16 protein-coding genes and 1 pseudogene are annotated in these 26,760 nt (G+C 68.4%); 9 read left to right on the forward strand and 8 right to left on the reverse strand.

Annotated features, from left to right (window positions below):
• Nucleotides 1–85: 85 nt before the first annotated feature.
• The 5 genes from ABIC66_RS10935 to ABIC66_RS10955 form a co-directional block, all read right to left on the reverse strand.
• Entirely contained in the window at nucleotides 86–655 is a 570-nt protein-coding gene (locus tag ABIC66_RS10935) for a sigma-70 family RNA polymerase sigma factor (protein ID WP_354070164.1), read from the reverse strand.
• A gap of 80 nt (nucleotides 656–735) precedes the next feature.
• The gene (locus tag ABIC66_RS10940) at nucleotides 736–1,842 is read right to left on the reverse strand and encodes an energy transducer TonB family protein (protein WP_354070166.1); all 1,107 of its coding nucleotides are present in this window, start codon (nucleotides 1,840–1,842) and stop codon (nucleotides 736–738) included.
• A 67-nt stretch (nucleotides 1,843–1,909) separates the two neighbouring features.
• The gene (locus tag ABIC66_RS10945) at nucleotides 1,910–2,833 is read right to left on the reverse strand and encodes a Gfo/Idh/MocA family protein (RefSeq protein ID WP_354070168.1); all 924 of its coding nucleotides are present in this window, start codon (nucleotides 2,831–2,833) and stop codon (nucleotides 1,910–1,912) included.
• 163 nt (nucleotides 2,834–2,996) lie between these two features.
• Nucleotides 2,997–5,276, reverse strand: coding sequence for a beta-glucosidase family protein (locus ABIC66_RS10950; protein ID WP_354070170.1), 2,280 nt, complete (start codon nucleotides 5,274–5,276; stop codon nucleotides 2,997–2,999).
• A gap of 63 nt (nucleotides 5,277–5,339) precedes the next feature.
• Entirely contained in the window at nucleotides 5,340–6,383 is a 1,044-nt protein-coding gene (locus tag ABIC66_RS10955) for a LacI family DNA-binding transcriptional regulator (RefSeq protein WP_354070172.1), read from the reverse strand.
• 643 nt (nucleotides 6,384–7,026) lie between these two features.
• On the opposite strand from ABIC66_RS10955, the gene ABIC66_RS10960 reads away from it, so the two are divergent.
• The 4 genes and pseudogenes from ABIC66_RS10960 to ABIC66_RS24220 all read left to right on the forward strand — a co-directional run.
• Nucleotides 7,027–10,113 (forward strand): TonB-dependent receptor, encoded by a 3,087-nt coding sequence (locus tag ABIC66_RS10960; RefSeq protein WP_354070174.1) that lies wholly within the window; start codon nucleotides 7,027–7,029, stop codon nucleotides 10,111–10,113.
• Nucleotides 10,114–10,268: 155 nt separating this feature from the next.
• Nucleotides 10,269–11,789, forward strand: a complete 1,521-nt coding sequence (locus ABIC66_RS10965) for a tryptophan halogenase family protein (RefSeq protein ID WP_354070176.1) — start codon at nucleotides 10,269–10,271, stop codon at nucleotides 11,787–11,789.
• A gap of 10 nt (nucleotides 11,790–11,799) precedes the next feature.
• On the forward strand, nucleotides 11,800–13,350 hold the full coding sequence (locus ABIC66_RS10970; protein WP_354070178.1) for a tryptophan halogenase family protein: 1,551 nt from the start codon (nucleotides 11,800–11,802) through the stop codon (nucleotides 13,348–13,350).
• Between the two features lie 49 nt (nucleotides 13,351–13,399).
• Nucleotides 13,400–13,486, forward strand: a pseudogene (locus ABIC66_RS24220) (hypothetical protein); the annotation flags it as partial.
• A gap of 3 nt (nucleotides 13,487–13,489) precedes the next feature.
• Here the strand turns inward: ABIC66_RS24220 and ABIC66_RS10975 are convergent.
• Nucleotides 13,490–15,142 (reverse strand): ankyrin repeat domain-containing protein, encoded by a 1,653-nt coding sequence (locus tag ABIC66_RS10975; protein WP_354070179.1) that lies wholly within the window; start codon nucleotides 15,140–15,142, stop codon nucleotides 13,490–13,492.
• Between the two features lie 163 nt (nucleotides 15,143–15,305).
• Nucleotides 15,306–15,911: a peptidylprolyl isomerase gene (locus ABIC66_RS10980; RefSeq protein ID WP_354070181.1), complete on the reverse strand. Its 606-nt coding sequence runs from the start codon at nucleotides 15,909–15,911 to the stop codon at nucleotides 15,306–15,308.
• A gap of 125 nt (nucleotides 15,912–16,036) precedes the next feature.
• Here ABIC66_RS10980 and ABIC66_RS10985 point away from each other — a divergent pair, with 125 nt between their 5' ends.
• The 5 genes from ABIC66_RS10985 to ABIC66_RS11005 all read left to right on the forward strand — a co-directional run bounded on the left by ABIC66_RS10985 (nucleotide 16,037) and on the right by ABIC66_RS11005 (nucleotide 23,588).
• Nucleotides 16,037–16,426 carry a YciI family protein gene (locus ABIC66_RS10985; RefSeq protein WP_354070182.1) on the forward strand — a complete coding sequence of 130 codons (390 nt, stop codon included), beginning with the start codon at nucleotides 16,037–16,039 and terminating at the stop codon, nucleotides 16,424–16,426.
• 315 nt (nucleotides 16,427–16,741) lie between these two features.
• Nucleotides 16,742–18,394, forward strand: a complete 1,653-nt coding sequence (locus ABIC66_RS10990; protein ID WP_354070184.1) for an MFS transporter — start codon at nucleotides 16,742–16,744, stop codon at nucleotides 18,392–18,394.
• A 163-nt stretch (nucleotides 18,395–18,557) separates the two neighbouring features.
• On the forward strand, nucleotides 18,558–19,148 hold the full coding sequence (locus ABIC66_RS10995) for an RNA polymerase sigma factor (protein WP_354070186.1): 591 nt from the start codon (nucleotides 18,558–18,560) through the stop codon (nucleotides 19,146–19,148).
• Nucleotides 19,112–20,107, forward strand: a complete 996-nt coding sequence (locus ABIC66_RS11000; RefSeq protein ID WP_354070187.1) for a FecR family protein — start codon at nucleotides 19,112–19,114, stop codon at nucleotides 20,105–20,107. The genes ABIC66_RS10995 and ABIC66_RS11000 overlap by 37 nt, the downstream gene beginning before the upstream one ends.
• Nucleotides 20,108–20,333: 226 nt before the next feature.
• Nucleotides 20,334–23,588: a TonB-dependent receptor domain-containing protein gene (locus ABIC66_RS11005; protein WP_354070189.1), complete on the forward strand. Its 3,255-nt coding sequence runs from the start codon at nucleotides 20,334–20,336 to the stop codon at nucleotides 23,586–23,588.
• A 271-nt stretch (nucleotides 23,589–23,859) separates the two neighbouring features.
• On the opposite strand, the gene ABIC66_RS11010 is transcribed toward ABIC66_RS11005, so the two are convergent.
• Entirely contained in the window at nucleotides 23,860–26,622 is a 2,763-nt protein-coding gene (locus ABIC66_RS11010) for a M14 family metallopeptidase (RefSeq protein ID WP_354070190.1), read from the reverse strand.
• Between the last annotated feature and the right edge of the window lie 138 nt (nucleotides 26,623–26,760).

Below are 26,760 nucleotides of genomic sequence, written 5' to 3' on the forward strand. Positions count from 1 at the left end.
ATTGGAAGGACGCGGCGCTTTTAGAAACCGCCCCAGCGCTCTTCCATCTGGGCCCCGGCTTTCGCCGGGGAGAGCGGCATTTGAGTTAGGCCGCCAGTCGCTCCAGCGCCGCCAGCATCGAGCCCATGGCCTCGTGCACCGGCAGGCCGTCGCGTTCGTAGCGGCCGCTTTCGAAGATCTGGACCAGGTCGGAACGGGCGCGGCTGACACGGCTCTTCACCGTGCCGACGGCGACGCCGATGATCTCGGCCGCCTCTTCGTACGAGAAGCCGCCGGCCCCGATCAGGATCAGGGCCTCGCGCTGGTTCTCGGGCAGCATCCGCATGGCCTGGCGCAGGTCGTCCAGGGCGATGGCGCTGTCGAAATTGGTGTTGGCCACCAGGGTCCGCTCGGCGGTCTCCTGGTCCAGCCCGACCGAGCGCCAGCTGCGGCGCTTGTCCGAATAGAACTGGTTGCGCAGGATCATGAAGGTCCAGGCTTTCATGTTGGTGCCCATCGTGAAGCTGGCCCGGCTGGACCACGCCTTGGCGACGGCGTCCTGCGCCAGGTCGTCGGCCGCGGTGGCGTCGCCGCACAGCGACCGCGCGAAGGCCCGCAGGTGCGGGATCAAGGCGACCAGGTCGCGCTCGAAGGTCTTCTGGTCTTGCTGGTCCATGGCTGGCCCCCGTTTCCAAATGCTCAAGCTAAGAACGGGCGGCGAAGGGGTTTGGTTGCAACGGCGGTTAACGAATGCCGTCAGTACTCATCCTCGGGGATGGCCGGGATGGCGTAGACGATCGGCATGACGCAGCCGCGATAGCCGCTGGCCGGCGCCTTGGGCCGCACGCCCTGCATCAGCTCGACGGCGGCGACGCCGAAGGCGGGGGTGGGCTGGGAGGCCAAAACCTCGACTGGGCCGATCTGGCCCCACGGGGCGACGTCGAAGCGCACGATCGCCCAGCCGCCGACCCGGCGGGCCGCATAGGCCGGCGGGTAGGGCTTGGACTCGGGCAGGACCAGCTCTTTCTCGTTTAGCGCACAGGCGTCGCCCGGCCGCTCGAAGGCCGAGTCCTTGGGATGGGCGGTGGCCGGCGAGGCCTTGGGCCGGGCCCGGAACACCGCGTGGCAGCCTCGGCGCGGCGAGCCCGACTGGAAGCGGCTCTCGGCGACCGACGCGGCGGCGGTGTCGGCGAAGGCCGGCTCGCCATGCCGGGTGACGATCGCGACATTGCGCACCGCGCCCTCGGCGTCGACGTCGTAGGTCACGCCCGCCCAGGCCGGATCGACGGTGCGATCGCCGAAGGCGCGCAGGTCGGGATACGAGACCGTCTGGGGCCGCCGGCGCGGCATGCGGGTGCAGTCGCCCAGCGCGTCCAGCGCCTTGCGCAGCTCCGGCGGCGCGGCGCGGCCCTCGGCGATCATCGCCTGCATCAGCTGGGCTGGCGAGGCCGCCTCCAGCGGCGTCACCGTGGCGACCAGCGGCAGCTTGCAGTCCTGGGCTGGCGCGCCGGGCGCGAAGCGCCAGCTGGCCAGGACGGCGGCCTGGGAGTCCGGCGTCCAGGCCCCTTCGCGCTTCAGGTCGACTACCCGGCCGTCGGCGTCGACCCCGAAGGCGTAGCGCTCGGGTACGGGCGAGGCCGCCGCGGCCTGAACCGGCGCCCAGCTCTGCTGAACCCGGGGCGGCAGGGGCGCGCCCTCGATCAGGCGGGCCTGGCCCTTGCCGCAGGCGAAAGTGGTCGGGATCGGCGCGATGGTCAGCAGTTGCGCCTGCCGGGCCTTGGCGGCCGGCGGTTGGGCGATGCGATCGGCCTGGGCCGCGACCGGCGTCAGGAAGGCGAGAGCCAGAAGCAGCAAGCCGCGCATGAGGCGCTCCGCGATCTAAGGTTGAGACGTTGTCCGTCGCGGCGCGGAGTTGGTCAAGGGGCAAGGCCTATTCGACGAAGGCCTCGACGATCTCCCGTGTCCCCACCAGGAAGGCGTCCGCCACCAAGGTCAGCGGCCGGACATCCACTTCGGATTCGCCGCGTTCCACCAGCGTCGCGAACCGGTCGTAGAGCCCCGGATATTCCCGGTTCTCGCCGACCTCCACGGGGATCCCGTCGATCGTCATCTCGGCCCCGCCCAGCGACAGCTTCAGCACGCCGTCATCGGTCCAGGCGGTGATGTCCCAGGTCTGGGGGCCGGTCTGCAGGAAGTCGAGGTCGGCGGTGATCGCCGCGCCGGAGAGGGTGGTCATCGCCACATGTCCGGCGACCGGCGACTGGACGTTCTCGGGAACCTGAAGCCTGGCGTCGGTGACGAACACCTCGTTGGGCAGGATCTCGGTCAGGATCGACAGGGCGTTGATGGCCGGGTCGAAGACGCCCAGGCCGCCGGCCTGCCAGATCCAGGTCTGGCCGGGGTGCCAGCGGCGAACGTCCTCGCGCCATTCGATGGCCAGCTTGCGAACCGGACGCTGGGCCAGCCAGGCCTTGGCGCGCGGCACGCCGGCGGCGAAGCGCGAGTGCCAGCTGGTGAACAGCACCACGCCATGATCCCGGGCCACGGCGGCCAGTTCGGCGACCTCGCTGACCGTGGCGCCGGGCGGCTTCTCCAGGAACACGTGCTTGCCGGCCCGCAAGGCGGCCAGCGCCGTCTCGCGGCGGGCCTGGGGCGGGGTGCAGAGGGCGACGGCGTCCAGAGCGGGTCCCCGCGCCAGCATCGCCTCGATGTCGTGGAAGACCGGGATCGCGCCGAGGTCGGGCTTGCTGCGGCTGGCCGCGGCGACCAGTTGGAAACGCGGGTCCGCGGCGAGGGCGGGGAGGTGCTGGTCATGGGCGATCTTGCCCACGCCGACGAGGCCGATCCGGATCACGCTGTGCTTCCTCCCGCCGTCGTTACGCGCGGCCTGGCTTAATTATAGTATAAATGACGCCATGCAAGCGCGCGGACGAAAAAAGGAGCGCCGCTGGGGGCGACGCTCCTGAAAGGGAAGAGACTTGCAGAGAGGCGGCGGGAAAGGGGTCTCCCGCCGACCCTTACTTGCCTGCCGGCGAAACCGGCAGGCTCCGGGCCGCCAGGGTGACCTGGGCGGTGGAGGAAAGGGTCCGGGACGAGGATCCCAGGGCGATGTCGTATTGGCCGGCGGCGATCGACCAGCCGTGGGCCTTGCCATCCCAGGTGGCCAACAGGCGCGGGTCGACCGTCAGGATCACGCGCTGGGTCGCGCCCGGCGCCAGCGCGACCTTCTTGAAGCCGGCCAGGCGCTTGGGGGCTTCCCAGCCGCCCGCCTTCGGGGCCACGTAGATTTGCGGCACGTCCTTGCCGGCGCGGGCCCCGACGTTCTTGACGTCGAAGCTGACCGTGACCCTGTCGCCGGCGACGCCGGTCGTCAGGTTCGAATAGGCGAATTGGCTGTACGACAGGCCGTGGCCGAACGGGAACAGCGGCTCGATCCGCTTGAGGTCGTACCACTTGTAGCCGACGGCGGCGCCTTCGACGTTGTAGTCGACGTCGAACATCTCGCCCTCGGCCTTGCCGACGCCGTCCAGCTTGGGACGGGGCAGGTCGGCGACGCTCTTGGGGAAGCTGACGGGCAGGCGGCCCGAGGCGTCGACCTCGCCGGTCAGCACGCGGGCGATGGCCTCGCCGCCGGCCGTGCCCGGGTACCAGGCCTCGACCACGGCGCCGACCTTGTCGAGCCAGGGCATGACCACCGGACCTCCGGTCAGCAGCACGACCACGGTCTTCTTGCTGGCCGAGGCCACGGCGTCGATCGTGGCGTCCTGGTTGTTGGGCAGGTTCAGGCTCTCGGCGTCGCGGGACTCGGTGGTCCACTGGTCGGCGAAGATCAGGGCCAGGTCGCTGTCGGCCGCCAATTTCGCCGCGCGCGCGGGATCGGTCCCGTCGTCATAGACGAGCTTGGCGCCAGGATAGCGGGCGGCCAGCGCCTTCATCGGCGAGGAGGGATAGTAGATCACCGGGCCTGGCCAGGTGGCGGGCTCGAGGCCTTTCACCGCGCGGCCGCCGGCCGGATAGACCTGGGACGAACCGCCGCCCGACAGCACACCGACGTCGGCGTGGGCGCCGATCACGGCGATGGTCTTGGCGGTCTTGGCCAGGGGCAGCAGGCCGCCGTCGTTCTTCAGCAGGACGATGGCCTCCTCGGCGTCGGCCTGGGTGATCTTGGCGTGGGCGGCCAGTTCGGCGGCGGGCAGCGAGTCCGGGCCACCCTTCAGCGGATGGTCGACCAGGCCGCTGGCGAACATGGCGCGCAGCACGCGGCGGGCCATGTCGTCGATCCGGGCCTGGCTGACCTTGCCGCTGGCCAGGTCGGTCTTCAGCGGCGCGCCGAAGAACGGCGCCTTGTCGAAGGCGTCGCCGGCCGATTCCTGATCGAGGCCGGCATTGGCGGCCTTGGCCGACGAGTGGTCGGCGCCCCAGTCCGACATGACGTAGCCCTTGTACCCCCAGTCCTTCTTCAGGACGGTGTTCAGCAGCCAGTCGTTCTCGCAGGCATAGGTTCCGTTGACGCGGTTATAGGAACACATCACCGAGTGGGGGTCCGACTGCTCGATGGCGAACTGGAAGGCCAGCAGGTCCGAGGTGCGGGCCGCGGCGTCGTCGATGTTGCTGCTGACCACGAAGCGGCCGGTCTCCTGGCCGTTCAGGGCGTAGTGCTTGATCGTCGAGATGATGTTGTTGGACTGGATGCCCTTGATCTGGGCCGCGACCATGGCGCCGGCCAGCCAGGGATCCTCGCCGCCGTATTCGAAGTTCCGGCCGTTGCGCGGCTCGCGCATCAGGTTGATCCCGCCGGCCAGCTGGACGTTGAAGCCCGAGTCGCGGGCCTCCTTGCCGATCATCGCCCCGCCCTTGAAGGCCAGTTCGGGGTTCCAGGTGGCGGTGGTGGCCATGCCGGAGGGCAGGGCGGTGCGCTCGCGCAGGCCCTGGTGGCTGCCCTGGGTGGCGACGCCGACGCCGGCGTCGGTCTGCCATTGGCCCGGGATGCCCAGGCGCGGCACGCCGGCGACATAGCCGGCCGAGGCGTCCAGCGAGTCCGGATGGCGCGTGTACTTCGGCTTCATGTCCGAGCCGAAGTAGCCGAAGATGATCGTGAACTTCTCGTCGTTGGTCATCGCCTTCAGGGCGAGGTCGGCGCGCTGGTCGGCGCTCAGCTTGGCGTTCAGCCACGGATGGGCCGGCGCCGCGGCCGCCTTCTTGGCGGCTTGGGCCAGCGCCGGGGCGACGGTCAGCGCCGAGGCCGAGGCGCCGATCAGCAGAGCGAGCGTCAGGCCCCGCCAGGTCGTCGAAGTCATGTTTCCTCCGTGGTCTTGTTCTAGAAGCCCCGCGCGGCGTCGGACCGCGGCGGGGGAGGGTTTTTAAGTCTTCCGACGGGGCGGCGGGCCGCTCCGCGCGGGACCGGTGGACTCGCGCGCCACCAGGGTGTGCTGCGCGAGGAAGGGGGTGTTGGTCTTGCCGGCGCCCTCGTTGGCGTTCCAGGCGGCGAAGGCCTGCATGGCGCGCAAGGCCATCTGCTCGAACGGCTGGCGGATCGTGGTCAGGGTCGGCCAGATCACCCCGGCGATCGGGGCGTCGTCGAAGCCGACCACCGACACGTCGTCCGGGATCCGCAGGCCGCGGCGCTGGACTTCCATGCAGGTGGCGGCGGCCATGTCGTCATTGGCGGCGAAGATCGCGGTCGGCGGTTCGTCGATGTCCAGCAGCCGCCTGGCGGCGTCGATGCCGGTCTTGAAGGTGAACTCGCCCTGGACGATCAGCTCGGGCGCGGGTCTCGGAAGGCCTCGGGCCGCGTAGGCTTCGAAGAAGCCGTTGCGCCGGTGGGTGCTGGCCGCGTGGTCCGGATGGCCGGCGATGTGGCCGATGCGGGTGTGGCCCAGCGAGAACAGGTGCTCGACCACCTCGCGGGCGGCGGCGCGGTCGTCCATGCCGATGGCGGGGAAGTACGGGTCCGGCGTGGTCGGGGTGATCAGCACGCAGCGCACGTCCAGCTCGCGCATCAGCTCCTTCATCGGGCCGAAGTCGCACTCGGGCGGCAGCAGGATCATCTCGCGGATGCCGCCGTCGCGCACGAAGGCGCGGACGCGATCGGCCCAGCCGGGGATCGGACCTTCGGACAGGTCGACCGACAGGTGGCGGCCGGTCTCGACGCAGGCCAGCAGCAGGGCGTGGTGGACGCGGGTGTGGTAGCCGCCGGACGGGTCGCCCATCAGCACGCCGACCGAACCCGAACCCTGGGAGCGCAGGCTGCGGGCCACGGCGCTGGGCTGATAGCCCAGGTCGCTCATGGCCGCGCGGACCCGATCGCGCGTCTTGGCGCTGACGCTGTCGTGATCGTTGAGAACGCGGGAGACGGTCTTTGGCGAAACGCCCGCCCGTTCAGCCACGTCGGTGATCGTCGTCATGAGGTCCCCGTACTCGCCCTACCGCCAAGCTTGTCACGCCACCCCATCAGCGAAAGGCGGCGTCCGCAAGGCGGCGAACGACCAAAGCCATAGTCCATCTTGTCCGGCCTGTCATGGCGTCAGGACAAAATGGGTCAAATATCGTCGCATGACAGGACATTTACAGGACATTCATGGCGCCTGCCTCAGCGCTGGGCGAGCGGTCTGGAGGCGAGGGGCAGCGGCCCGCGCGCGTTGTGGTAGCGGTACAATTCCCCGACGCTCCCTTCAGAGATCTGTTCAAAAAGCATAAATAAAACAACGGATCTGTCGCCGGATCGCCGGAATTTGGCACCGGCGGCCCCGCCGCGCGGGCGGTGATCGGCTCTCGGCGAGACGCCCCGAGCCCTTGTCGGGCAAGAATGACAACGTTGACATTATTGTTGACTTGGCTGGGACATTTGGGGAAGGTGACGGCGTTCGACGAAGGCGCGGGGCTGGAATCGAACGTCCGGCCTTCGGGCCTTCGAGGGACCTGGACAGTCGCGGGACAAGCGATCGACCGGAGCCGGCGAAGGCCCAGCGCTTCTCGACAGTCGCCACAAGAGCGGCGGCGCGAGCGGCGGGCGGCCAACAAGAACGATATAAATTGGGGAGCGAGGAATTGTCACAGGAAGCAAGGAAAGCCGTGCTCGGGCGCGGCCTGACGCTGGCGCTGGTCGCCGGCGCGTCGCAGCTGGCCCTGGCCAGCGGGGCCTTCGCCCAAACCGCCGCCGCCAGCGACACGACGGTCGAGGAAGTCGTCGTCACCGGCGTTCGCGGGTCCCAGATCAAGTCGGTCGACGTCAAGCGCCGGGAGGCCTCGATCGTCGACGCCATCTCGTCGGAAGACATCGGCAAGCTGCCGGACGTCACCATCGCCGACTCGCTGCAACGCATCTCGGGGATCCAGATCCAGCGCGACGCCGGCGAAGGCAAGACCGTCAACATCCGCGGCCTGCGGCAGGTGATCACCCTGCTGAACGGCGAGCAATATCTCAGCGCCGGCAACATGGGCGAAGCCCAGCCGAACCTGCTGGACGTGCCATCGCAGCTGATGAACCAGGTGCTGGTCTACAAGTCGACCGATCCCAAGAACGCGCTCTCGGGCATCTCGGGCACCATCGACCTGCGCACGCGCCGGCCGTTCCAGTTCGGCGAGGGCTTCACCTTGACGGGCGCGGCGGAGGCCCAGCGCGGCGATCGCACCAAGAAGGACGACTATCTGCTGAACGGCGTCGCCAATTGGCGCAACGACCGGGTCGGCCTGATGGTCGGCGCGGCGGCCAGCCGGGCCAACCTGGGCAACAACTATTCGGGCACCGTCGGCCTGTCGGGCAACAACGACTGGGGCGGCGGCTTCGCCACCAGCTACATCTCGCCCCACGGCTACGAGAGCTTCAACCGCGTGGTGGAGCGCAAGCGGATCGGCGTCAACGCCGCCTTCGAGGCCGACCTGGGCGAAGGCTTCACCCTGATCGCCGAGGGCTTCTACGCCAAGCTCGACGAATATAATCGCGCCGTCGGCATCAACATCTCCAACCGCTGGGACGGCGGCGCCTTTGGCGTCTGGAACCAGCCGACGGTGTCCTCGCCGGTCGGCATCGGCAACTGGCTGGCCGTCGACGAGTACGACATCAATGCGTGGTGGGTGAACTCCTTCACCGTCAACCGCACGACCAAGTCGAAGACCAAGAACTACAGCCTCGAGCTCAACTACGACAACGGCGGCCCGTTCACCTTCGAGGCCCGAGCCATCCGCGCCGACGGCGATCGCCTCAGCATGAACGGCCAGGCCCAGGGCGACCTGTCCAACTGGCGCTACGCCGACGGCCGTTTCAACCTGTTCCGGGATCCCGCCGACCGCACGCGCGGCACCTTCTATCCCAAGGCGATCTGCGACAAGTTCGGCGCGGCGCGCCGCACGAACGCCGTCACCGGCAGCGCAGGCGGCTGCTATCTGGATCCGAACCCGCTGGGCTACGGCGCCAATCCGCAGCTGCACTACAACATCAGCGGCGATCACCCGGTGTGGAGCGGCTTCGACCGTCCGCTGGCCGGCGGCCTGGGCGCAGGCAAGTCCCTCAAGGACTACATGGCCAACAAGGACAGCTACGCGATCGGGGCCTTCTCGTCGGAAGGCAACAACGAGATCGAGTCGGACATGAACGTGTTCCGCGCCGACGGCCACTACAAGTTCGACGACAAGCTGCTGGGCTTCATCACCAAGATCGACGCCGGCGTCCGCCAGAGCAAGCGCACCGTCGAGGTCGAGCAGTTCCACCTGTTCTCGGGCTTCTACGGCGGCACGCCGGGCGCGGTGCAGGCCAACGGCCTGCCGGTTCCGGCCGGCGGCTGCGAGGCCCAGTGGAAGGCCATCGACGTCGTCATGAACCAGAACCAGTGCCAGGCCGGCGAATTCGTGCCGGATCCGGTCACCGGCAAGCCGGTGTTCCAAGGCTACACGGTCAACGCGCCGACGGGCCTGTCCACCTACAACAACGTGGTCTGGGTCGACGACCTGGGCGGCGTGACCAGCGGCATCCCGGGCTTCTGGGCCATCGATCCGCGCGACTTCGACGACGCGGAAGCCTTCCACAAGAAGGTGTTCGGCGGCGCCATCCGCGTGCAGGTGCCGGGCCAGACCTACGACGTCCGCCTGAACGAGCAGAGCGCCTATGGCGCGATGAACTTCGAGGCCGGCGGCTTGTCGGGCAACTTTGGCCTGCGCGTGATCGAGACCGAGCTGACGGTGAAGCAGAACCTCACCGGCGACACCCGCAACTACGGCGACACCAACGCCGACGCGGGCGACAACGTCACCCAGCGCAAGTACACCGACTGGCTGCCGTCGCTGAACGTCTCGTACGATCTGAACGAGCACCTGAAGTTCCGCTTCGCCTACAGCAAGACGATGCAGCCGCTCGACCTGGGCAGCTATGGCGGCGGTCTGAAGATCAACACCGCCGACTGCGGCGCGGCCTTGCCGAACGTCCGTTGCGTCACCAGCGCCAACGCCGACGGCAACCCGAACCTGAACCCCTGGCGGTCGCAGAACTTCGACGGCGCCATCGAGTACTATTTCGGCCGCGCCTCGATGCTGAACATCTCGGCCTTCAAGCTGAAGATCGACAGCTTCGTGACCAGCGGCGTCACGACGGGTCGCTTCCCCGACCAGGACGGCGTCATCCGCCGCACGGTCAACGTCACCCTGCCCATCCAGGGCGACGGCGGCGAGGTCAAGGGTCTGGAAGTCGGCGCCAAGCTGGCGGTCAGCGACTTCATGCCCGACGCCGGCTTCTTCTCGAACTTCGGCGTGGACACCAACTACACCTACTCGCCGAGCAAGGAGTCGCGGACCGGTCTGGACGGCGAGAAGCTGCCCTTCCAGGACAACTCCAAGCACCAGTTCAACCTGGTCGGCTGGTACCAGAACGACAAGCTGCAGGCGCGCGTCGCCTACAACTATCGCACCGACCGTCTAGCCGAGGTGATGAGCAACAACATCCCGATCTACCAGGACAGCGCGGGCTATGTGGACGTGAACGTCAGCTACAACGTTCGCGACAACGTCACCGTCTACTTCAACGGGTCGAACGTGACTGGCGAGATCGAGGATTACTACGCGCGCTTCGCCAAGGGTAAGACCCAGTACATCCGCCAGAACGAGTTCGAACCCCGCTACACGCTGGGCGTCCGGGCGCGCTGGTGAGCCTATCCCTCTGACCTCCTGCGGCCGCCGTGGTTTTCCACGGCGGCCATCTTTTCTGGAGGCGGGATCTGTCGGGCGCGGCGATCAGTCGTTAGCCTGACCCCAACCGGACGTCAGATCCGGATGTTCGAGCGTGCTCATTGGGGAGCGGTCCGATGCAGGACAACAGGATCCGCAAGCTCGTGATCGTCGGCGGGGGGACGGCCGGCTGGATGGCGGCGGCGGCGCTGCGCCGGCATTTCCAGGGCGGTCCGCTCGAGATCACCGTCGTCGAAAGCTCCGAGATCGGGACGATCGGGGTGGGCGAGGCGACCATCCCCACCATTCGTGGCTTCTACCAGCTACTAGGCCTGACCGACATCGAGGTGATGCGGGCTACCCAGGCAACCTGCAAGCTGGGCATCCGCTTCAACGGCTGGAGCGGCGAGGGCCAGTCGTTCATCCACCCGTTCGGCCTGTTCGGTCAGGATCTGCGCGGGATCGCGTTCCATCACTATTGGCGCAAGCTGGCGCAAGCGGGCGAACCGACCGACATCGCCGACTACTCGCTGGGCGCCGCGCTGGCGCGGGCGGGCAAGTTCATGGCCCCGTCGCGCAATCCGCCCTCCACCCTGTCGATCTTCGACTGGGCGCTGCATTTCGACGCCGGCCTGTTCGCGCAGCTGATGCGCCGGGTGGCCGAGGACAACGGCGTGCGCCGCATCGACGCCAGGATCACCAAGGTCAATCTGAGGCCCGAGGACGGCTTCGTCGCCTCGCTGGACCTGCATACGGGCGAGACGGTCGAGGGCGACCTGTTCATCGACTGTTCGGGCTTCCGCGGGCTGCTGATCGAGGAGGCGCTCCAAACCGGCTACGAGTCCTGGAGCGACCTGCTGTTTTGCGATCGGGCCTACGCCGTCCAGAGCGAAGGTGTCGGCGATCCGATGCCCTATACCGACGTCACCGCCCACACGGCCGGCTGGCGCTGGCGCATCCCGCTGCAGCACCGCTACGGCAACGGCTACGTCTATTCCTCGCGCCATATCGGCGACGAGGACGCCCTGGCCGAGCTGAAGGCGGCCGTGCCCGATCCGCTGCTGCACGAGCCCCGCCAGATCCGCTTCAACCCCGGCCGCCGCAAGCAGGCGTGGAACAAGAACGTCATTGCCCTGGGCCTGGCGTCGGGCTTCCTGGAGCCGCTGGAAAGCACCTCGATCGCCCTGATCGAGACGGGCATCGACAAGATCAAGGCGCTGTTCCCGGACAAGGATTTCGCGCCCGAACTGGTCGACGAGTTCAACGATTGGTCCAGGCGCGAGATGGAACGGGTGCGCGACTTCATCATCCTGCACTATTGGGCCAATAAGCGCGGCGACACGGCCTTCTGGCGCGACTGCAACGCCATAACCCTGCCCGACACCCTCCAGCGCAAGGTCGACCTGTTCCGCCAGCGCGGCCACTTCGTCCGCTATCGCTGGGAGATGTTCCAGCCGGCCAGCTGGATGGCGATCTATGCCGGCTTCGACCTGCTGCCGGAGATGATCGACCCCGCCCTGGATGGCATCGACCCGAAGACGCTCAGCGCGCCGCTGGCCGAGATGCGCAAGGCTATCCGCGAGGTGGTGGCCTCGGCCCCGCCGCATGGCGCCTTCCTGGAAGAATACTGCCGCCCCACGCAGATCGCCGCGCAGTAGGAGACGCCTGATGACCAACACCCATCCCAACGCCATCAGGAAGATCGTCATCGTCGGCGGCGGCTCGGCCGGCTGGATTTCGGCGGCCATGCTCAGCCACTATTTCCAGAACGGGGGCTGCGAGGTCGAGCTGATCGAGTCCGAGGAGATCGGCACGATCGGGGTCGGCGAGTCGACCATCCCGCCGTTCCTACAGCTGATCTCCAACCTGGGGATCGACGAGCGCGAATTCATCCAGGCCACCCAGGCCAGCTTCAAGCTGGGCATCCGCTTCGAGGACTGGCGGGTCAAGGACGAGACCTACTATCACCCGTTCGGCGCCATCGGCGGCCCGATCGGCCCGCACGAGTTCTATCAGTGCTGGCTGCGCGCCAAGGCCAACGGCCATCCCTCGAACCTGCAGGACTTCGCGCCCGCCACGCGGATGGCCGATCGGGGCAAGTTCATGCTGCCGTTCAAGGCGCAACGCAGCCTGATCGCTGGGGCCAGCTACGCCCTGCACGTCGACGCCAGATTGGTGGCCAGGTTCCTGCGTGACTTCGCCGAGGCGCGCGGCGTCAGGCGCATCGAGGGCATCGTCACCGACGTCGTCACCCATCCGGACGGCTCGGTCGCCAAGGTGATCATGAAGAACGGCCGCGAGGTGGCCGGCGACCTGTTCATCGACTGCTCGGGCTTCCGCGCCCTGCTGATCGGCAAGACCCTGGAGACGCCGTTCGTCGACTGGTCGGATGTGCTGCTCTGCGACCGCGCCGTGGTGGTGCAGACCCAGAACGTCGGCCCGCCGCATCCCTATACGCTGGTGGCCGCCCAGGACGCCGGCTGGCGCTGGCGCATCCCGCTGCAGCACCGCGCCGGCAATGGCTATGTGTTCAGCTCCAAGCACATCAGCGACGACGAGGCGCGCGCCACCCTGGTGCGCCAGGTCGAGGGCGAGATGCTGATGGAGCCCATGTTCATCCCGTTCAAGACCGGCATGCGCCAGCGCCCGTGGGAGAAGAACGTGGTCGCGGTGGGCCTCTCGGGCGGCTTCATCGAGCCGCTGGAGTCGACGGCCCTGCACCTGATCTATCGCGGCATGGACTTCCTGCTGCGGTTCTTCCCCGACCGCGACTGCGACCCGGCGCTGGCGGCCGAGTACAACCGCCGTATGACGGCCGACTACGAGGAGATCCGCGACTTCATCGTGCTGCACTACTGCACGACCCAGCGCGAGGACACGTCGTTCTGGCGAGCCTGCCGCGCGGCGCCGATCCCCGACAGCCTGAAAGCGCGCATCGAACTCTTCAAAGCCCACGGCGTCCTGCGCGAGGGCGTCGACGAGATGTTCCGCAATCCGTCGTGGCAGTCGGTCATGGAGGGCATGGGCGTCCGGCCCCGGCGCTATCAGCAGCTGGTCGACACCGTGCCGTACGAGGTGATCCAGCAGACCCTGGACCAGTCGGCGCCGATGCTGGCGGCTCAGGTCGCGGGCCTGCCGAGCCTGGGCGAGTTCCTGGAGAAGAACTGCCCGGCGCCGCCGCCGGAAACCGTGACGGCGCCGTTCAAGACGGTCGCCTGAACCTCCTCACCCGCGAAGCGGGGGAGGTGGCGCGATGCGGAGCATCGTGACGGAGGGGGCGCTCACATCCGCCTGACGCCCCCTCCGTCTCGTCGCGTATCCGCGCCGATCCACCTCCCCCGTTGCACGGGTGAGGAGATCAGCCGCCCAACACCTCCGCCACCTCATCCAGCCCGCGTTTGCGCGCGGCGTCGGCGGCGGTGTCGCCCTTGTCGTTGCGGCGTTTCGGATCCGCGCCGCGAGACAGCAGCAGCCGGGCGACGGCCAGGGCGTCGTCCTCGTCGTCAGGCAGGCAGAACAGCAGCGTCGGATCATCGCCCGGCGCTTGCTGGTTGATCAGGCTCGGCTCGGCGTCGAGCACGGCGGCCAGGCGCTCCAGCCGGGCCTGGCTGGCCAGGGCGCGGGCGTCGCGGCTGACCGGCGCGAGACGCTCGGCCAGATGCGGCTGGTTCAGCACGACCGCCCAGCTCAGCGGCGTGCCGCTCCAGCGGCGCTCCCGGACATCGACATCCGCGCCGGCCGCCAGCAGGTGCTCGACCGCCTCCAGCGAACCCGACTGCACGGCGCGGTGCAGGGGCGTAATGCCCTCGTGGCCCGCGGCCATGGGATCCGCGCCCAGCGCCAGCAGCAGGGCCACGGCCGGGGCGTTGCCGTGCTCGGCGGCCGACAGCAGCGGCTTGGGCGAGCGCACGACCTCGGGCCGAGCGGCGACCAGGGCGCGGGCGCCGGTCTCGTCGCCGACGGCGGCCAAGGCCTGCAGGGCGTCGGCGCCGTCCAAGGCGACCGGCGTCGCGCCGTGGGCCTCCAGCAGCGCGGCCATCGCCGAGAAGCCCGACAGCCGGGCGACGGCCAGGACCGGGCGCTTCTCATAGGCATGCGGCGTGTCGGCGTCGGCGCCGCGCTCCAGCAGCCATCGGGCGCGGTCCAGGTGGTTCTGTCCGACCGCGTTGCCGAGCAGATAGTTCAGGGTTGAGCAGCCCAGGTGCTCGCCCAGCCGGCCGGGGCCCTTGACGCGCCAGTCGTCGAGCTTTCCCGCCGCCTCGGCCTGGCGCCACAGGATGTCGTACCAGTGGGTGTCGTGGCCGACGATCGAGACGTTGTAGAGCGACTGGGAGTCGTAGGCGTCCGCGCCCGCCGCCACCAGCATCGCCACCAGCGCCTCGGCCCGCGGATGGCTGGGCTTGGCGCCTTCGCCCAGGCCGATGGCGCCGGTGATCACCTTGAACGGGGTCTGCCAGTCGTCGGTGAAGCCGAAGTTCGGATCCGACCCGGCGTCCAGCAGCAGGCGCGCCATGGCCAGGCCGTTGACGTCGTCTAGGCGGCCGTAGGTCACGTGGGTCAGGGCGGTCCAGCCGCGCGAGGGATCGACGCGTCGGACGGCTTCGGGATTGCGGGCCAGGTGGCGCGCGACGGTCTCCAGATCGCCGGCCGCCGCCGCCGTGAACAGGCTGTCGCGCGCCAGGTCCGGATGACGCGCCAGGATGCGGCGGGCGATGGCCGGCTGGCCGTCCCAGCCGTGGCGGAGGATCTGCTCGATCCGCTGGCTCCGGCTCTGGCGTTCGATGGCCAGGTCATCCAGCGCGGCCTTCAGGGCGATCCAGCTCTCCTGGCCATATTCCAGGGCCAGGGCGTGCTGGACATCGCGCAGCGTCGGTTCGGCGGGCGCGGCGGACCAGGCTTCGGCGAGGCGTGACCGAGCGGCCGGATCACCGGCGCGCAAGGCCTTCAGCCAGCGCTTGGCGTCCTTGCGCAGAGTTTCGAGTCGAGTCTTCGCAGTGAGCTCGCGGCTCATGGCAAACCTTCCTTCCCATGGCCGAACGTCCGCTTACGAAGGGCCGGAAGAAGGCTCGTAAGGATCTGGAAGATCAGGCTGGATGGGAGGATCTCCCTTGCCGCGGACAGGCGGCGCTCCAGAAGCGCGCTGAGTTCATGAAAGCCTCAGCGCGTCCGATCCGTCAACCGACCCGCTTCATCGAGATGATCTTCACCGGCGGGTTCAGGATCTGGCCCTTCATCGACGGGACATTGGTCACGCCGTCGGTGCGGCCGGCCAGGATCTTCTTCACCACGTCCATGCCCTGCACGACATAGCCGAACACCGCGTAGCCCTGGGCGGCGTCGGACTTGCCGGGCTTGGCGTCCAGGTAGGGCTGGGCGCTGGCGCAGATGAAGAAGTCGGCGGTCGCCGAACCCGGCGCGTCGCGGCCCATCGAGATCGCCCCCGCCTTATGCTTCAGGCCGGTCTTCAGCGTGCTCTCGTGGGCGATCGGCGGGGCGCGGCGGGAATAGGGCTTGGGCTGGCCCTGGATCGAGCCGGCGCCCGGCGCGCCCTTGGCGCGATTGGCGCGGAAGAACTGGCCGTTGTCGAAGCGATGGCGGTCGACATAGGCCAGGAAGTTGGCCGCCGTGATCGGGGCCTTCTTGTCCTCCAGCTCGACGACGATCACGCCCTTGTCGGTCTCGATGGCGACGCGAGGCTTGCCGGTGGCCAGGGCCGGCGAGGCGGCGAGGGCGGCCATGGCGCCGATCAGCGCGCGGCGGGCGATCTTCGAAACGGTCATGGCGGCTCCTGTGTCCGGCCCGGTTATGGCGCAACATTCCGGCCTCGTCAGCCCGGTCGGCGGCTTGGCGAACGGCGTTTTCCGTGTCACCTCCGCGGCGACAACACCTCCGAGGACGCCGCCGCATGCTCTACGCCATCCTGGCCTATCACGAGGAAGGGACGGTCCAGTCCTGGACGCCCGAGGAAGACGCCGCGCTGATGACCGAGCTGAATCAGGTGCATGACCGCCTGACCGCCAAGGGCCAGCTGGGGCCGGCGGCGCGGCTGGGCGCCACGGGCGGCGGTGTCACCCTGCGCGGCCCCGGCGCGGGCTTCATCACCGATGGCCCCTTCGCCGAGACCAAGGAGCAGTTGCTGGGCCTCTATGTGGTGGACGCCGCGACGCAGGACGAGGCGGTCGGGATGGCCCGCGACCTGCGCAAGGCCAATCCGACGGCGGTCTACGAGATCCGCCCGATCCTGCTGTACCTGCCCGGCGCGCCCTTCCCGGTGACCGAGGCGCCCGCCGCCTAGGGCGGATCGACATTCAGCCCCAAGCGCCGCTCATCCCCGCGAAAGCGGGGACCCAAGCCGAGTCGGCGGATGGGTCCAGGGCCGAGCCACACGCTGAGAGTCCGCTTGGGTCCCCGCTTTCGCGGGGATGAGCGGATTAAAAAGGGCGATCAATGTTGAATGTCGATCAGCCCTAGGCCGAAACGTTTGTCTGACAAAAGTGACCGTTACTAGATTTCCTCGGTCGCAAGAGTCGCGTTCGTCGAGTTAGGGTCTCCCCGCATTGGGGCGACCGCGGGGGACACGCGGCGCGATCGAGGGAAAGGGACTACGCGTATGGGGGCTGACAGCCAAGCCGCGCCCACTAAAGGGCGCGACGCGCTGGTGATCGGGGCGTCTTCGCTCGGCACCGTGTTCGAGTGGTACGACTTCTATCTCTACGGCTCGCTGGCGGTGATCATCACCGGCCACTTCTTCTCGGGCGTCAACGAGACCACCGGCTTCATCCTGGCCCTGCTGGCCTTCGCCGCCGGCTTCGCGATCCGGCCCTTGGGCGCGGTGATCTTCGGGCGCCTGGGCGACATCTGGGGCCGCAAGAACACCTTCCTGATCACCATGCTGCTGATGGGCCTGTCGACCTTCGTGGTCGGCCTGCTGCCCTCGTACGAGCAGATCGGCGTCGCCGCGCCGATCGCCTTGATCGTCATGCGCCTGGTTCAGGGCCTGGCCCTGGGCGGCGAGTACGGCGGCGCGGCCACCTATGTCGCCGAGCACGCGCCGGAAGGTAAGCGCGGCTTCTACACCAGCTGGATCCAGACCACGGCGACCGTGGGCCTGTTCCTGTCGCTGCTGGTCATTCTGGTCACCCGCACCCAGCTGGGCGAGGACGCCTTCAAGACCTGGGGCTGGCGCATCCCGTTCCTGGTCTCGCTGCTGCTGCTGGGCGTGTCGCTGTGGATCCGCCTGAAGCTGCACGAGAGCCCGACCTTCCAGCGCATGATCGCCGAGGGGAAGGGGACCAAGAAGCCGCTGGCCGAGGCCTTCGGCGATTGGAAGAACCTCAAGGTCGTGCTGCTGGCGCTGTTCGGCCTGACCATGGGCCAGGCGGTGGTCTGGTACACCGGCCAGTTCTACGCCCAGTTCTTCCTGGAAAAGACGCTGAAGCTGGACGGCGCCCACGCCAACATGCTGATCGCCACCAGCCTGCTGATCGGCACGCCGTTCTTCGTGTTCTTCGGCTGGCTGTCTGACAAGATCGGCCGCAAGTGGATCATCATCCTGGGCTGCGTGCTGGCGGCGGCGACCTATTTCCCGATCTTCAAGGCCATTACCGTGGCCGCCAATCCGGTGCTGGCGCGGGCCGAGGCCTCGGCCCCGGTCGTGGTGTCCAGCGACCCGGCCACCTGCGCCTTCCAGTTCGATCCGGTCGGCAAGGCCAAGTTCAACACGCCCTGCGACGTGGCCAAGGGCTATCTGGCCAAGGCGGGGGTCAGCTACAGCGCCCACGCCGCCCCGGCCGGCGCGGCGACCACCGTCCAAGTGGGCGGCGTGACGCTGGAGGGCTTCGACGCGAAAGGGACCACCGGCAAGGCCTTCGCCGCCGCCCGCAAGGCCTGGGAAGCCGACCTCGGCGACCAGCTGAAGGCCGCCGGCTATCCGGCCAAGGCCGACCCGGCCCTGGTCGACAAGCCCAAGGTCATCGGTCTGCTGGCCCTGCTGGTGATCTATGTGACCATGGTCTACGGCCCGATCGCGGCGATGCTGGTCGAGCTGTTCCCGACCAGGATCCGCTACACGGCCATGTCGCTGCCCTACCACATCGGCAACGGCTGGTTCGGCGGCTTCCTGCCGACCACGGCCTTCGCGATCGTGGCGGCCACCGGCGATATCTATTCGGGCCTCTGGTACCCGGTGATCATCGCGGCGGTGACCGCCGTTATCGGTGGCCTGTTCCTGAAGGATACGCGGCGCAATCCGATCGAGGACTAGGCAGCGGAAACTGTCATCCCGGCCCTCCGCTACGCCGCGGCCGGGATGACAGGTCAGGTATGACCGCGCGATAGGCGCCCGGCCCTGTTCGGGACCTGGATCAGGGCCGCCGGGTTGCCAACCTCTCGCGAATGGGCTTGGCTGCGCTCCGAGGGGAGCGTTTATGGCTCAGGACGACGAAGACAGGCGCGCCTGGTTCCGGCGGGAAATCCTGCCGCTGGAGCCGGACCTTCTGGCCTATGGGCGGCAGTTCTGCCGCGACGGCCAGACCGATCCGGAAGATCTGGTCCACGAGACCTTCGCCCGCGCCATCGCCTGCAAGACCTGGCGCGAGGTGAGCAATCCCGGCGCCTTCGCCACCCGCATCCTGCGCAACTGCGCCCTGGACGCCTTGCGCCGCCGCAAGGTGCTGACCATCACCGCCGTCGCCGACTTCGAGCGCATCGAACCGATGGACGAGGCGCCCGGCGCCCAGATGGTGCTCGAATCGCGTGAGGAGCTGCGGGCCCTGGCCGACGCGATCGCCGAGCTGCCCACCCAATGCCGACGCGTCTTCACGTTGAGAAAAGTTTACAGTCTCTCGCCAGAGGAGATAGCGGTTCGGATGGGCCTGTCCGTCTCTACTGTTGAGAAGCATCTGGTAAAAGGCCTTCGGTACTGTTCCGAGAAGCTCGGACGGCGTATCGGACGCAAGAACAGAGTGGACGAAGGACGCTCATGGAGCGCGAAACGGGATCACGACGCGAAACGGTGAGGCAGGCGGCCGCCCTTTGGGTGGTCCAGCTTGACGACCCTTCGTGCTCGGACGCCGATCGCGCCGCCTTCGAGGCCTGGCGTGACGAAAGCCATGAGCACGAGGCCGCCTTCGAACGCGAGGCCGCCGCCTGGGCGCGGCTGGACCGCCTGCGCGCCTTGCGGCCCGCCGACGGCGCGCCCGAACGCGATCTCCTGGAGCCGGCGCGGCGTCCCGCTCTGCCCGGCCTGAGCCGCTCGCCGTGGGCGCGGGGCATGGCGGTCGCGGCGGTCATGGCCGTGGTCGTGACCGGCGCGCTGTCGTTCGGGACCTCGACCGCCTACGCCACCGCGATCGGCGAGCGCCGGGTCGTGGTGCTCAGCGACAACAGCCGCATCGAGCTGAACACCGACAGCAAGGTCCTGGTCCGCTACCGCAACGGCGTGCGCGAGGTGAAGCTGGTGCGCGGCGAGGCGGTGTTCGAGGCGGCCAAGGACTCGCGGCCGTTCGTGATCAAGGCCGCCGACGCGGTGATGCAGGCCGACGGCTCTACCGAGATGGCCGTGCGCCTGCGCTCGGACGGCGCGATCGTCACGGTCCGCAAGGGCGCCGTCGCGCTCGATCCGGAGCCCGCCGAGCGCAAGGACGAGCTACGCCTGACCGCCGGGGTGGCGGCGATCTACAGCTCGGCCGGCAGCCGCTCGCGCGCGGTGTCCGAGAGCGAGATCGACCGGGCCCTGGCCTGGCGCCAGGGCGCCATCGCCCTGAACGGCCAGTCGCTGGAGCAGGCGGTGGCCGAGTTCAACCGCTACAATCGCCAGCAGGTCAGCATCGCCGATCCGTCGATCTCGGGCCTGCGCCTGGCCGGCTATTTCCAGACCACCGAGCCCAAGGGTTTCGTCGCCGCCGTGACCAGCGCCTTCCCCGTCCGGGCCACGGAAGCCGCCGACGGCACGATCCGCCTGTCGCGGCGGGGCTAGGCAAAAGCTGTCATCCCGGCCAAGCGCGCAGCGCGCCGAGCAGGGACCGCCGAAAGCTCCGCGCCCGGTGCGGTCCCGGGTCTCCGCTGCGCTACGCCCGGGATGACAACAGGGGGTGTTGAAAAAACACCGTTCAGAATAGCGGAAACCCGACTCCACGGCGTCGGTCTTTTCGAAGGCGTCGTCCCGTCGGGGATGGAGGGCGCCGAGAGGGGTTACGAGAAGCATGTCGATCGACACCCGGCGCCGCACGGTTCGCGGTTTCCTGATGGCGTCCGCCGCGGTTCTGGCGCTGGCCGGTCCGGCCTTGGCCCAGGATCGCCACAGCTTCAACATTCCGGCCGGCGACGCGGTGACCGCGCTGCAGGCTTTCGCCAAGCAGTCGGGCAAGCAGGTGCTGTTCCCGTTCGAGGCGGCCTCGGGCAAGCGCACGCCGGCGGTGACCGGCGACGTGGTCGACGCCGACGCCCTGGCGCGCCTGGCCAGGGCCGCCGGCCTGGCGGTCGCGGCCGACGACGGCAAGACCATCACGCTGCGTCCGGCCCCGGCCGACCTCCCCCAGTCCCAGAGCGTGGGGGCCCGCGCGACTGAAGAAGAGGCCCAGGTCGTCGAAACCGTCGTGGTCGTCGGCTCGCAGATCGAAGGCGCGCGCAGCACCGAGGCCCTGCCGGTGACGGTGGTCGGCGAGCGCGAGATCATCGCCACCGGCGCGGTGTCGGGCGACGAGCTGTTCCGCTCGATCCCGCAGGCCGGCGACGTGCAGTTCCAGGAAGCCCGCACCACCGGCAACCTGAACGACGCGCGCGGCGACGTGGCGTCGCTGAACCTGCGCAGCCTGGGCACAGGCAACACCCTGGCCCTGCTGAACGGCCGCCGCGCCGTGCTGGCGCCGGGCAGCCAGACCGAGAACCTGGTGCCGGTCCAGACGGTCAACACCAATTCCTTCCCGGTCGCCGGCATCAAGCGGGTGGAAGTCCTGCGCGACGGCGCGGCGGCGATCTACGGCACGGACGCGGTGGCCGGCGTGGTCAACACCGTGCTCGACACCCGCTTCCGCGGCCTGAAGATGGAAGCCCAGTACGGCGGCTCGGAAGGCACGAGCTATCGCGAAGGCTCGTTCAACCTGAAGGCCGGGACGCGGCTGGAGGACGGCACCCGCCTGACCTTCTTCGGCAATTACACCAGCCGCAGCCGCCTGATGGCGACCGAGCGCGACTACGCCGCCAGCGAGGATCACCGCGCCCAGATCGCCGACACCCCGTGGGTCGACAACACCACCTTCGACAGCCGCTCGACCGCCAGCCCCTGGGGCTCGTTCACGGTCATTCCGTCGACCACCGCCGTGCGGCAGGGGACGACGGCCCTGACCACCTCGGGAGTCTTCCACATCGAGCCGGTCGCCAACACCGCCGCCGGCTGCTCCAGCACCGTCCTCAGCGGCAATCTCTGTCTGAAGTCGGGCGTGATCACCGGCGCGGCCGACCGCGTGCTGCGCTATGACGAGAACCCCGACCGCACGCTCAAGGGCGGCGTCGAGCGCACCAACCTGTTCTCGACCGTCGAGCACGACTTCGGCGAGCTGACGGCCTATGGCGAAGGCGGCTACTACCACGCCCTGTTCACCGGCAGCCGCGAGCAGTCGGCCCCGCTCAGCACCGCGCCGATCAGCATCGCCGCCAACGCCTATTGGAACCCGTTCGGCCCGACCACCAGCCCCAATCGCCTGGCGGGCCTGACCGGCGTGCCGACCACGGGCCTGGCGATGAACATCACCACCTATCGGCCCGTCGACACCGGCCCGCGCACCTACACGGTCACCGACGACAGCTTCCGCCTGCTGGGCGGGCTGAAGGGCAAGTGGAATGGCTGGAAGTGGGACTCGGCCCTGCTGTACTCGGCCGCCCGCACCAAGGACATGACGCACGACGCGATCAGCAACACGCTGTTCCAGCAGGCGGTGAACCGCACGGACGCCACCGCCTACAACCCGTTCAACGGCGGCTCGCTGGACAACTATTCGGTGGGCGACGCGACCCGCAACGACCGCGCGACGATCAATTCGTTCCTGATCAACGTCTATCGGATCAGCAAGACCTCGCTGGCCCTGGCCGACTTCAAGATCTCCAAGAAGGACCTGTTCACCCTGCCGGGCGGCGACGTCGGCTTCGCGGGCGGCGTCGAGTGGCGCCGCGAGACCTACAAGGACGACCGCGACGACCGCCTGGACGGCAAGATCAAATATACCAACAGCGTCACCGGCGTGACCTACGGCACCGATGTGATGGGGGCCTCTGGCTCGCCGGACGTCTCGGGCCGGCGCTCGATCGCCTCGGCCTTCTTCGAGCTGGCCGTGCCGATCATCTCGCCCGAGATGAACATCCCGTTCGTCGAGGAAGTCAGCCTGCAGATCGCCGCGCGCGACGAGCGCTATTCCGACTTCGGCAATGTGCTGAAGCCCAAGGGCGCGATCTATTGGAAGGTCGGCCAGGGCCTGGCCATTCGCGGCTCGGTTTCGCAGAGCTTCCGCGCGCCGAACCTGCCGCAGTTCTACAGCGACGGCGCGACCGTCTCGAACAACCGCACCGACTACGCCGCCTGCCGCCTCAACGCGACCACCTGCTCGAGCGTCAGCACGATCGAGGTGCGCAGCGGCAACAAGAACCTGAAGCCGGAAGAGGCCGACAACGCCACGGTCGGCTTCGTCTATCAGCCGACCTTCATCCCGCGCGCGCTCGGGGCCCTGACCCTGACCACCGACTTCTGGTCGATCCGCGAGAAGAACATCATCGGCATTCTGGGCGGTTTCAATCAGATCGCCTACGACTGGCTACTGCGCCAGAGCGGCTCGTCCAATCCGAACGTCGTCCGCGACGCGCCGGTGGGGACGGCCACGGTCGGCGCCATCGCCTATATTGAGGACACCTATCAGAACCTGCAGCCGCGTATGGTGCAGGGCGTGGACTTCACGCTGGACTACGATCTGGACGATACGCCTTGGGGCGATTTCGGCCTGACGGTCAACGTCGCCAAGCTCCTGAAGTACGACCAGTCGCCGGGCCCCGTCGAGTCCGTGCTGATCAACGCGGTGGCGGCGGGACAATTGCCCGGGCTGGCGATCGTAAGCACCGGCAATCAGATCAAGCTCGACGGCTTCCCGGAGTTCCGCGGCACCGCCAGTCTGACCTGGCGCAAGGGCGGCTGGGGCGCGGGCGCGTTCATCAGCTACGTGGGTGAGGTCTACGACACCGGACCCGCCCTGGTGAACGGCCAGCTATTCCCGGTGAAGGATTGGACCACGGTCAGCCTCTACGGCCAGTACGCGTTCAAGGACGGCCTGTTCGACGGCTCCACCGTCCGCGTCGGCGTCCGCAACGTGGCCGACAAGGATCCGCCGATCGCCTCGTCCAACTTCGGCTATCTGGGCGCCCTGCACAACGCCACCGGCCGCTACTGGTACCTGAACCTGAGCAAGCGGTTCTAGCCCACTCGCGCCCCGATCCGGGGCCGAGGCGATCGCGCGGCGGGGACAATCCTCCCACCGAACGTCCCCGAGATGCGCGATCAATCGCCGCCGGAGCTGCCCCTCCGGCGGCGATATTCGTTTTGGGGAGTGCAAAAAGTTCCGCTCTCCCCGGCGAAAGCCGGGGCCCAGATTCAGCCTGAGCGTCAGATGTGAAGACGCCCTCCGCCGAGAGACGACGAAGGGCGTTCGTGGGTTCGATCTGGACCCCGGCTTTCGCCGGGGAGAGCGGTTATTTTTGCGACACCGCCGGCCCGTACAGCATCCCGTTGAACAGGAACTTGAACGTGCCCCACGACTGGGCCCGCTGGGTGATCTCCGGGCCGAAGGCGAAGACCTTGCCCTTGCCGATGTCGATGTCGAGCACGGCGGTCGAGCCCTTCAGCTTCTCCTGGCCGACGGCCCAGCCGCTGCGCAGGGGCCTGTCGGCGTCGAACCAGGCGACCCGCGACACGCCCTTGGCGTCCGACTTCAGGGTGAAGGTCGGGCTGCGGTCGAAGAACATGTCGACCTGGTCCGAAGCGCCATAGGCCAGCGGCTGCTTGGGATCGACCTTGGCGCGCAGCACCGAGCCGGGGATGTAGAGCTCGCGGGTGGTCAAGGCCTTCAGCTGGCCGCCTTCCATCTTGGCGGTGGCGACGTCGACCGGCGCGCCGAGAGCGGTGGCCAGGCGGGTCGAGGCGCCGATGGCCACGACCGTGCCGCCGCCCTTCACGAACTCGGCGATCCGGGGCAGCGTCTTCTCGTCGGAGACCCGGCCCAGCCAGGCGCGATACTCGGCGGGGATCTCCTCGGGTTTCGGCTGGGTCGAGGGGCGACCGGCCTTGAACGGACCGTCGGCGGGAGCGGGGACCACGCCGTCGGGGAACACCAGCACGTCGAAGTCCTTGGCGATGTCGCCGGCGTCCAGGCGCTGGGGATAGACCACCTGGAAGGGGGCCTCGAACTTCTCGAACATCCAGCGGTTCCAGCCCGAGGGCATCGAGCCGCCATAGACGTCCACCAGGCCGATGCGCACCGGCTTCAGGGCGATGGTCGCGCCCGAGGGCTTGCCGCCGACGGCGTAGGCGTCGATCCCGAGGTCCTTGACGCCCTTGTCGATCACCGCCTTGGCGGCGGGCGAGGCGGGGACCCAGATCGCGCCGGCGCCAAAGGCGGTCTTGCCGGCCTTGGCGCCGTCCTTGACCCAATAGACCTTGGCCCCGGCCTTCAGCAGGCGATTGGTCAGGGTGAAGCTGCCGTTCGTCTCGTGGCTGATCAGCCAGCCCGCGCCGCCCGAGCCTTTCACCGCACCCGGCGTCACCGCGATCAGGTCCGGGACGCGGGTCGTTGGGGCGTCGAAGCCGTCCAGGATCCGGTCGAACTTGATCCCCATCTGATAGGCCAGGGTGTAGCCGGTGACGTCGTAAGGCGCCTTGGGCGGGCCGCCCGGATATTCGAGGTCGTGCGGGTGGTCCTGCGGCTCGAACATGTCCAGCACGTGCGGGCGATAGGCCTGGGCCGTGCGCACGACGTACGAACCGGCCGGATAGGTCTTGCCGCCGATCGCGAAGGGCTTGGCAGCCTTGTCGACGTCGACGCCGGTCTTGATCAGGGCGTTGAGGAAGGCCGTCACGGTCGGCATGTCGGCCTGGTCGGACGGGATCACATAGCCGCGCGCGTCGCGCTCTTCGGGCGTCTGCAGCACCGACTTGTAGAGGCTGGGATCGACCGCGTCGCGGCCGGGACCGGGCTTGCCCTTGCCGGCGGCGGCCAGTTCCTCGACGCGGGTCGGGGTGATCGTCCAGCTGTCGCGCGAGCCGCGCTTGATGCCGTTGTCGCCCATCTTCCAGATGTTGAACAGCAGGCGCTCCCTGTTGCGCGAAGCGTAGTCCAGCACCGCCCGATTCATGGTCCACTGGTAGTCAAGCGAGTCCTGCAGATGCCATTCGCGCGGCGCGATCGGGGCGGGGCGGTCGTTGCCCGGCAGCTGCAGCTCCGGCACCAGATTGACCGTCGTCGGCGTCGGCCCGCCGATGATCTCGGTCAACAGGCCGATCGCGTTGTGAAAATAGGCGACCGACCGCTCCATGCCGTTGTGCCAGGTGGAGTAGGGGGCGGCGCTGCGGGCGCCCGAGCCCGGCTTGTCCTCGGCGACCAGGCGGCTGTGCATGGCCATGCCGACTTCTTGCAGCTCGGTCATGACCAGCGGGTCGTAGTTGAAGTTGAACGGGTCGCGGAACGGCGGGACGAACACCACCATGCCGTTGGGGCCGGTCTGGTGCTGGTTGTAGACGATCTGCGGATACCACTCGCGGAACAGCTGCTTGTTGACGTTGGTCGTCTCGGCCATGGCCGACATGAAGCTGTCGCGGTTGTTATCGTGGCCGATATACTTGTGGTACAGGCGCGGCAGCGAGTTGAACTCGCGCTTCTTCGGGTCCTGGTCGCGCATGTACCAGTCCGAGATCATCTCCATCCCGTCCGGATTGTCCTGGCCGAACAGGATCACGCAGTCGTCCAGCAGGCGCAGCGTCTCGGGATCGTTCTGGGTCAGCATCCGGTACAGCACCTGGATCTGGCCCTGCGAGGTGATCGTCTCGCTGGCGTGCAGGCCGGCGTCGATCCAGACCACGGCCTTGCCCTCGGCGGCCAGCTTGCGAGCCTCGTCCTCCTTGACGCCCTCGGCCTTGGCTAGCTTGCGGGCGATGGCCTTGTACTGGTCCAGCTTGGCCAGGTTGGCGGGCGAGGAGACGATGGCCACCCACATGGTGCGGCCTTCCTCGGTCTTGCCGATGTCGACCAGCTTCATGCGGTCGGACTGGCCTGCCAGGGTCTTCAGATAGGCCTCGTAGGCGGTGTAGTCGGCCAGGAAGTAGTCGCTGCCGACCGGCTGGGCGAAGGCCTTGTCTGGCGGGGTGATGTCGGCGGCGATCGCGCCGCCCCCAAATGCCATCTGGCCGAAAGCCAGCACCACGCCGAGGGCCGCCCCGGCCATTGCTCCGCCACGCGTCATGTACAACCCCGTAAGCCCTTGGCGGACGCATTGGCGCACCGCCCCTCCCTAGACTGACGTAAGTGGAGAGCGTTTCCGCAGGCCGGCGCAGCCCATTTTTTCGGCCCCATTCCTTCGAGCAACGAAAAGGGGCCGCCC

Source organism: Caulobacter sp. 1776 (assembly GCF_040545685.1).
GTDB lineage: Bacteria > Pseudomonadota > Alphaproteobacteria > Caulobacterales > Caulobacteraceae > Caulobacter.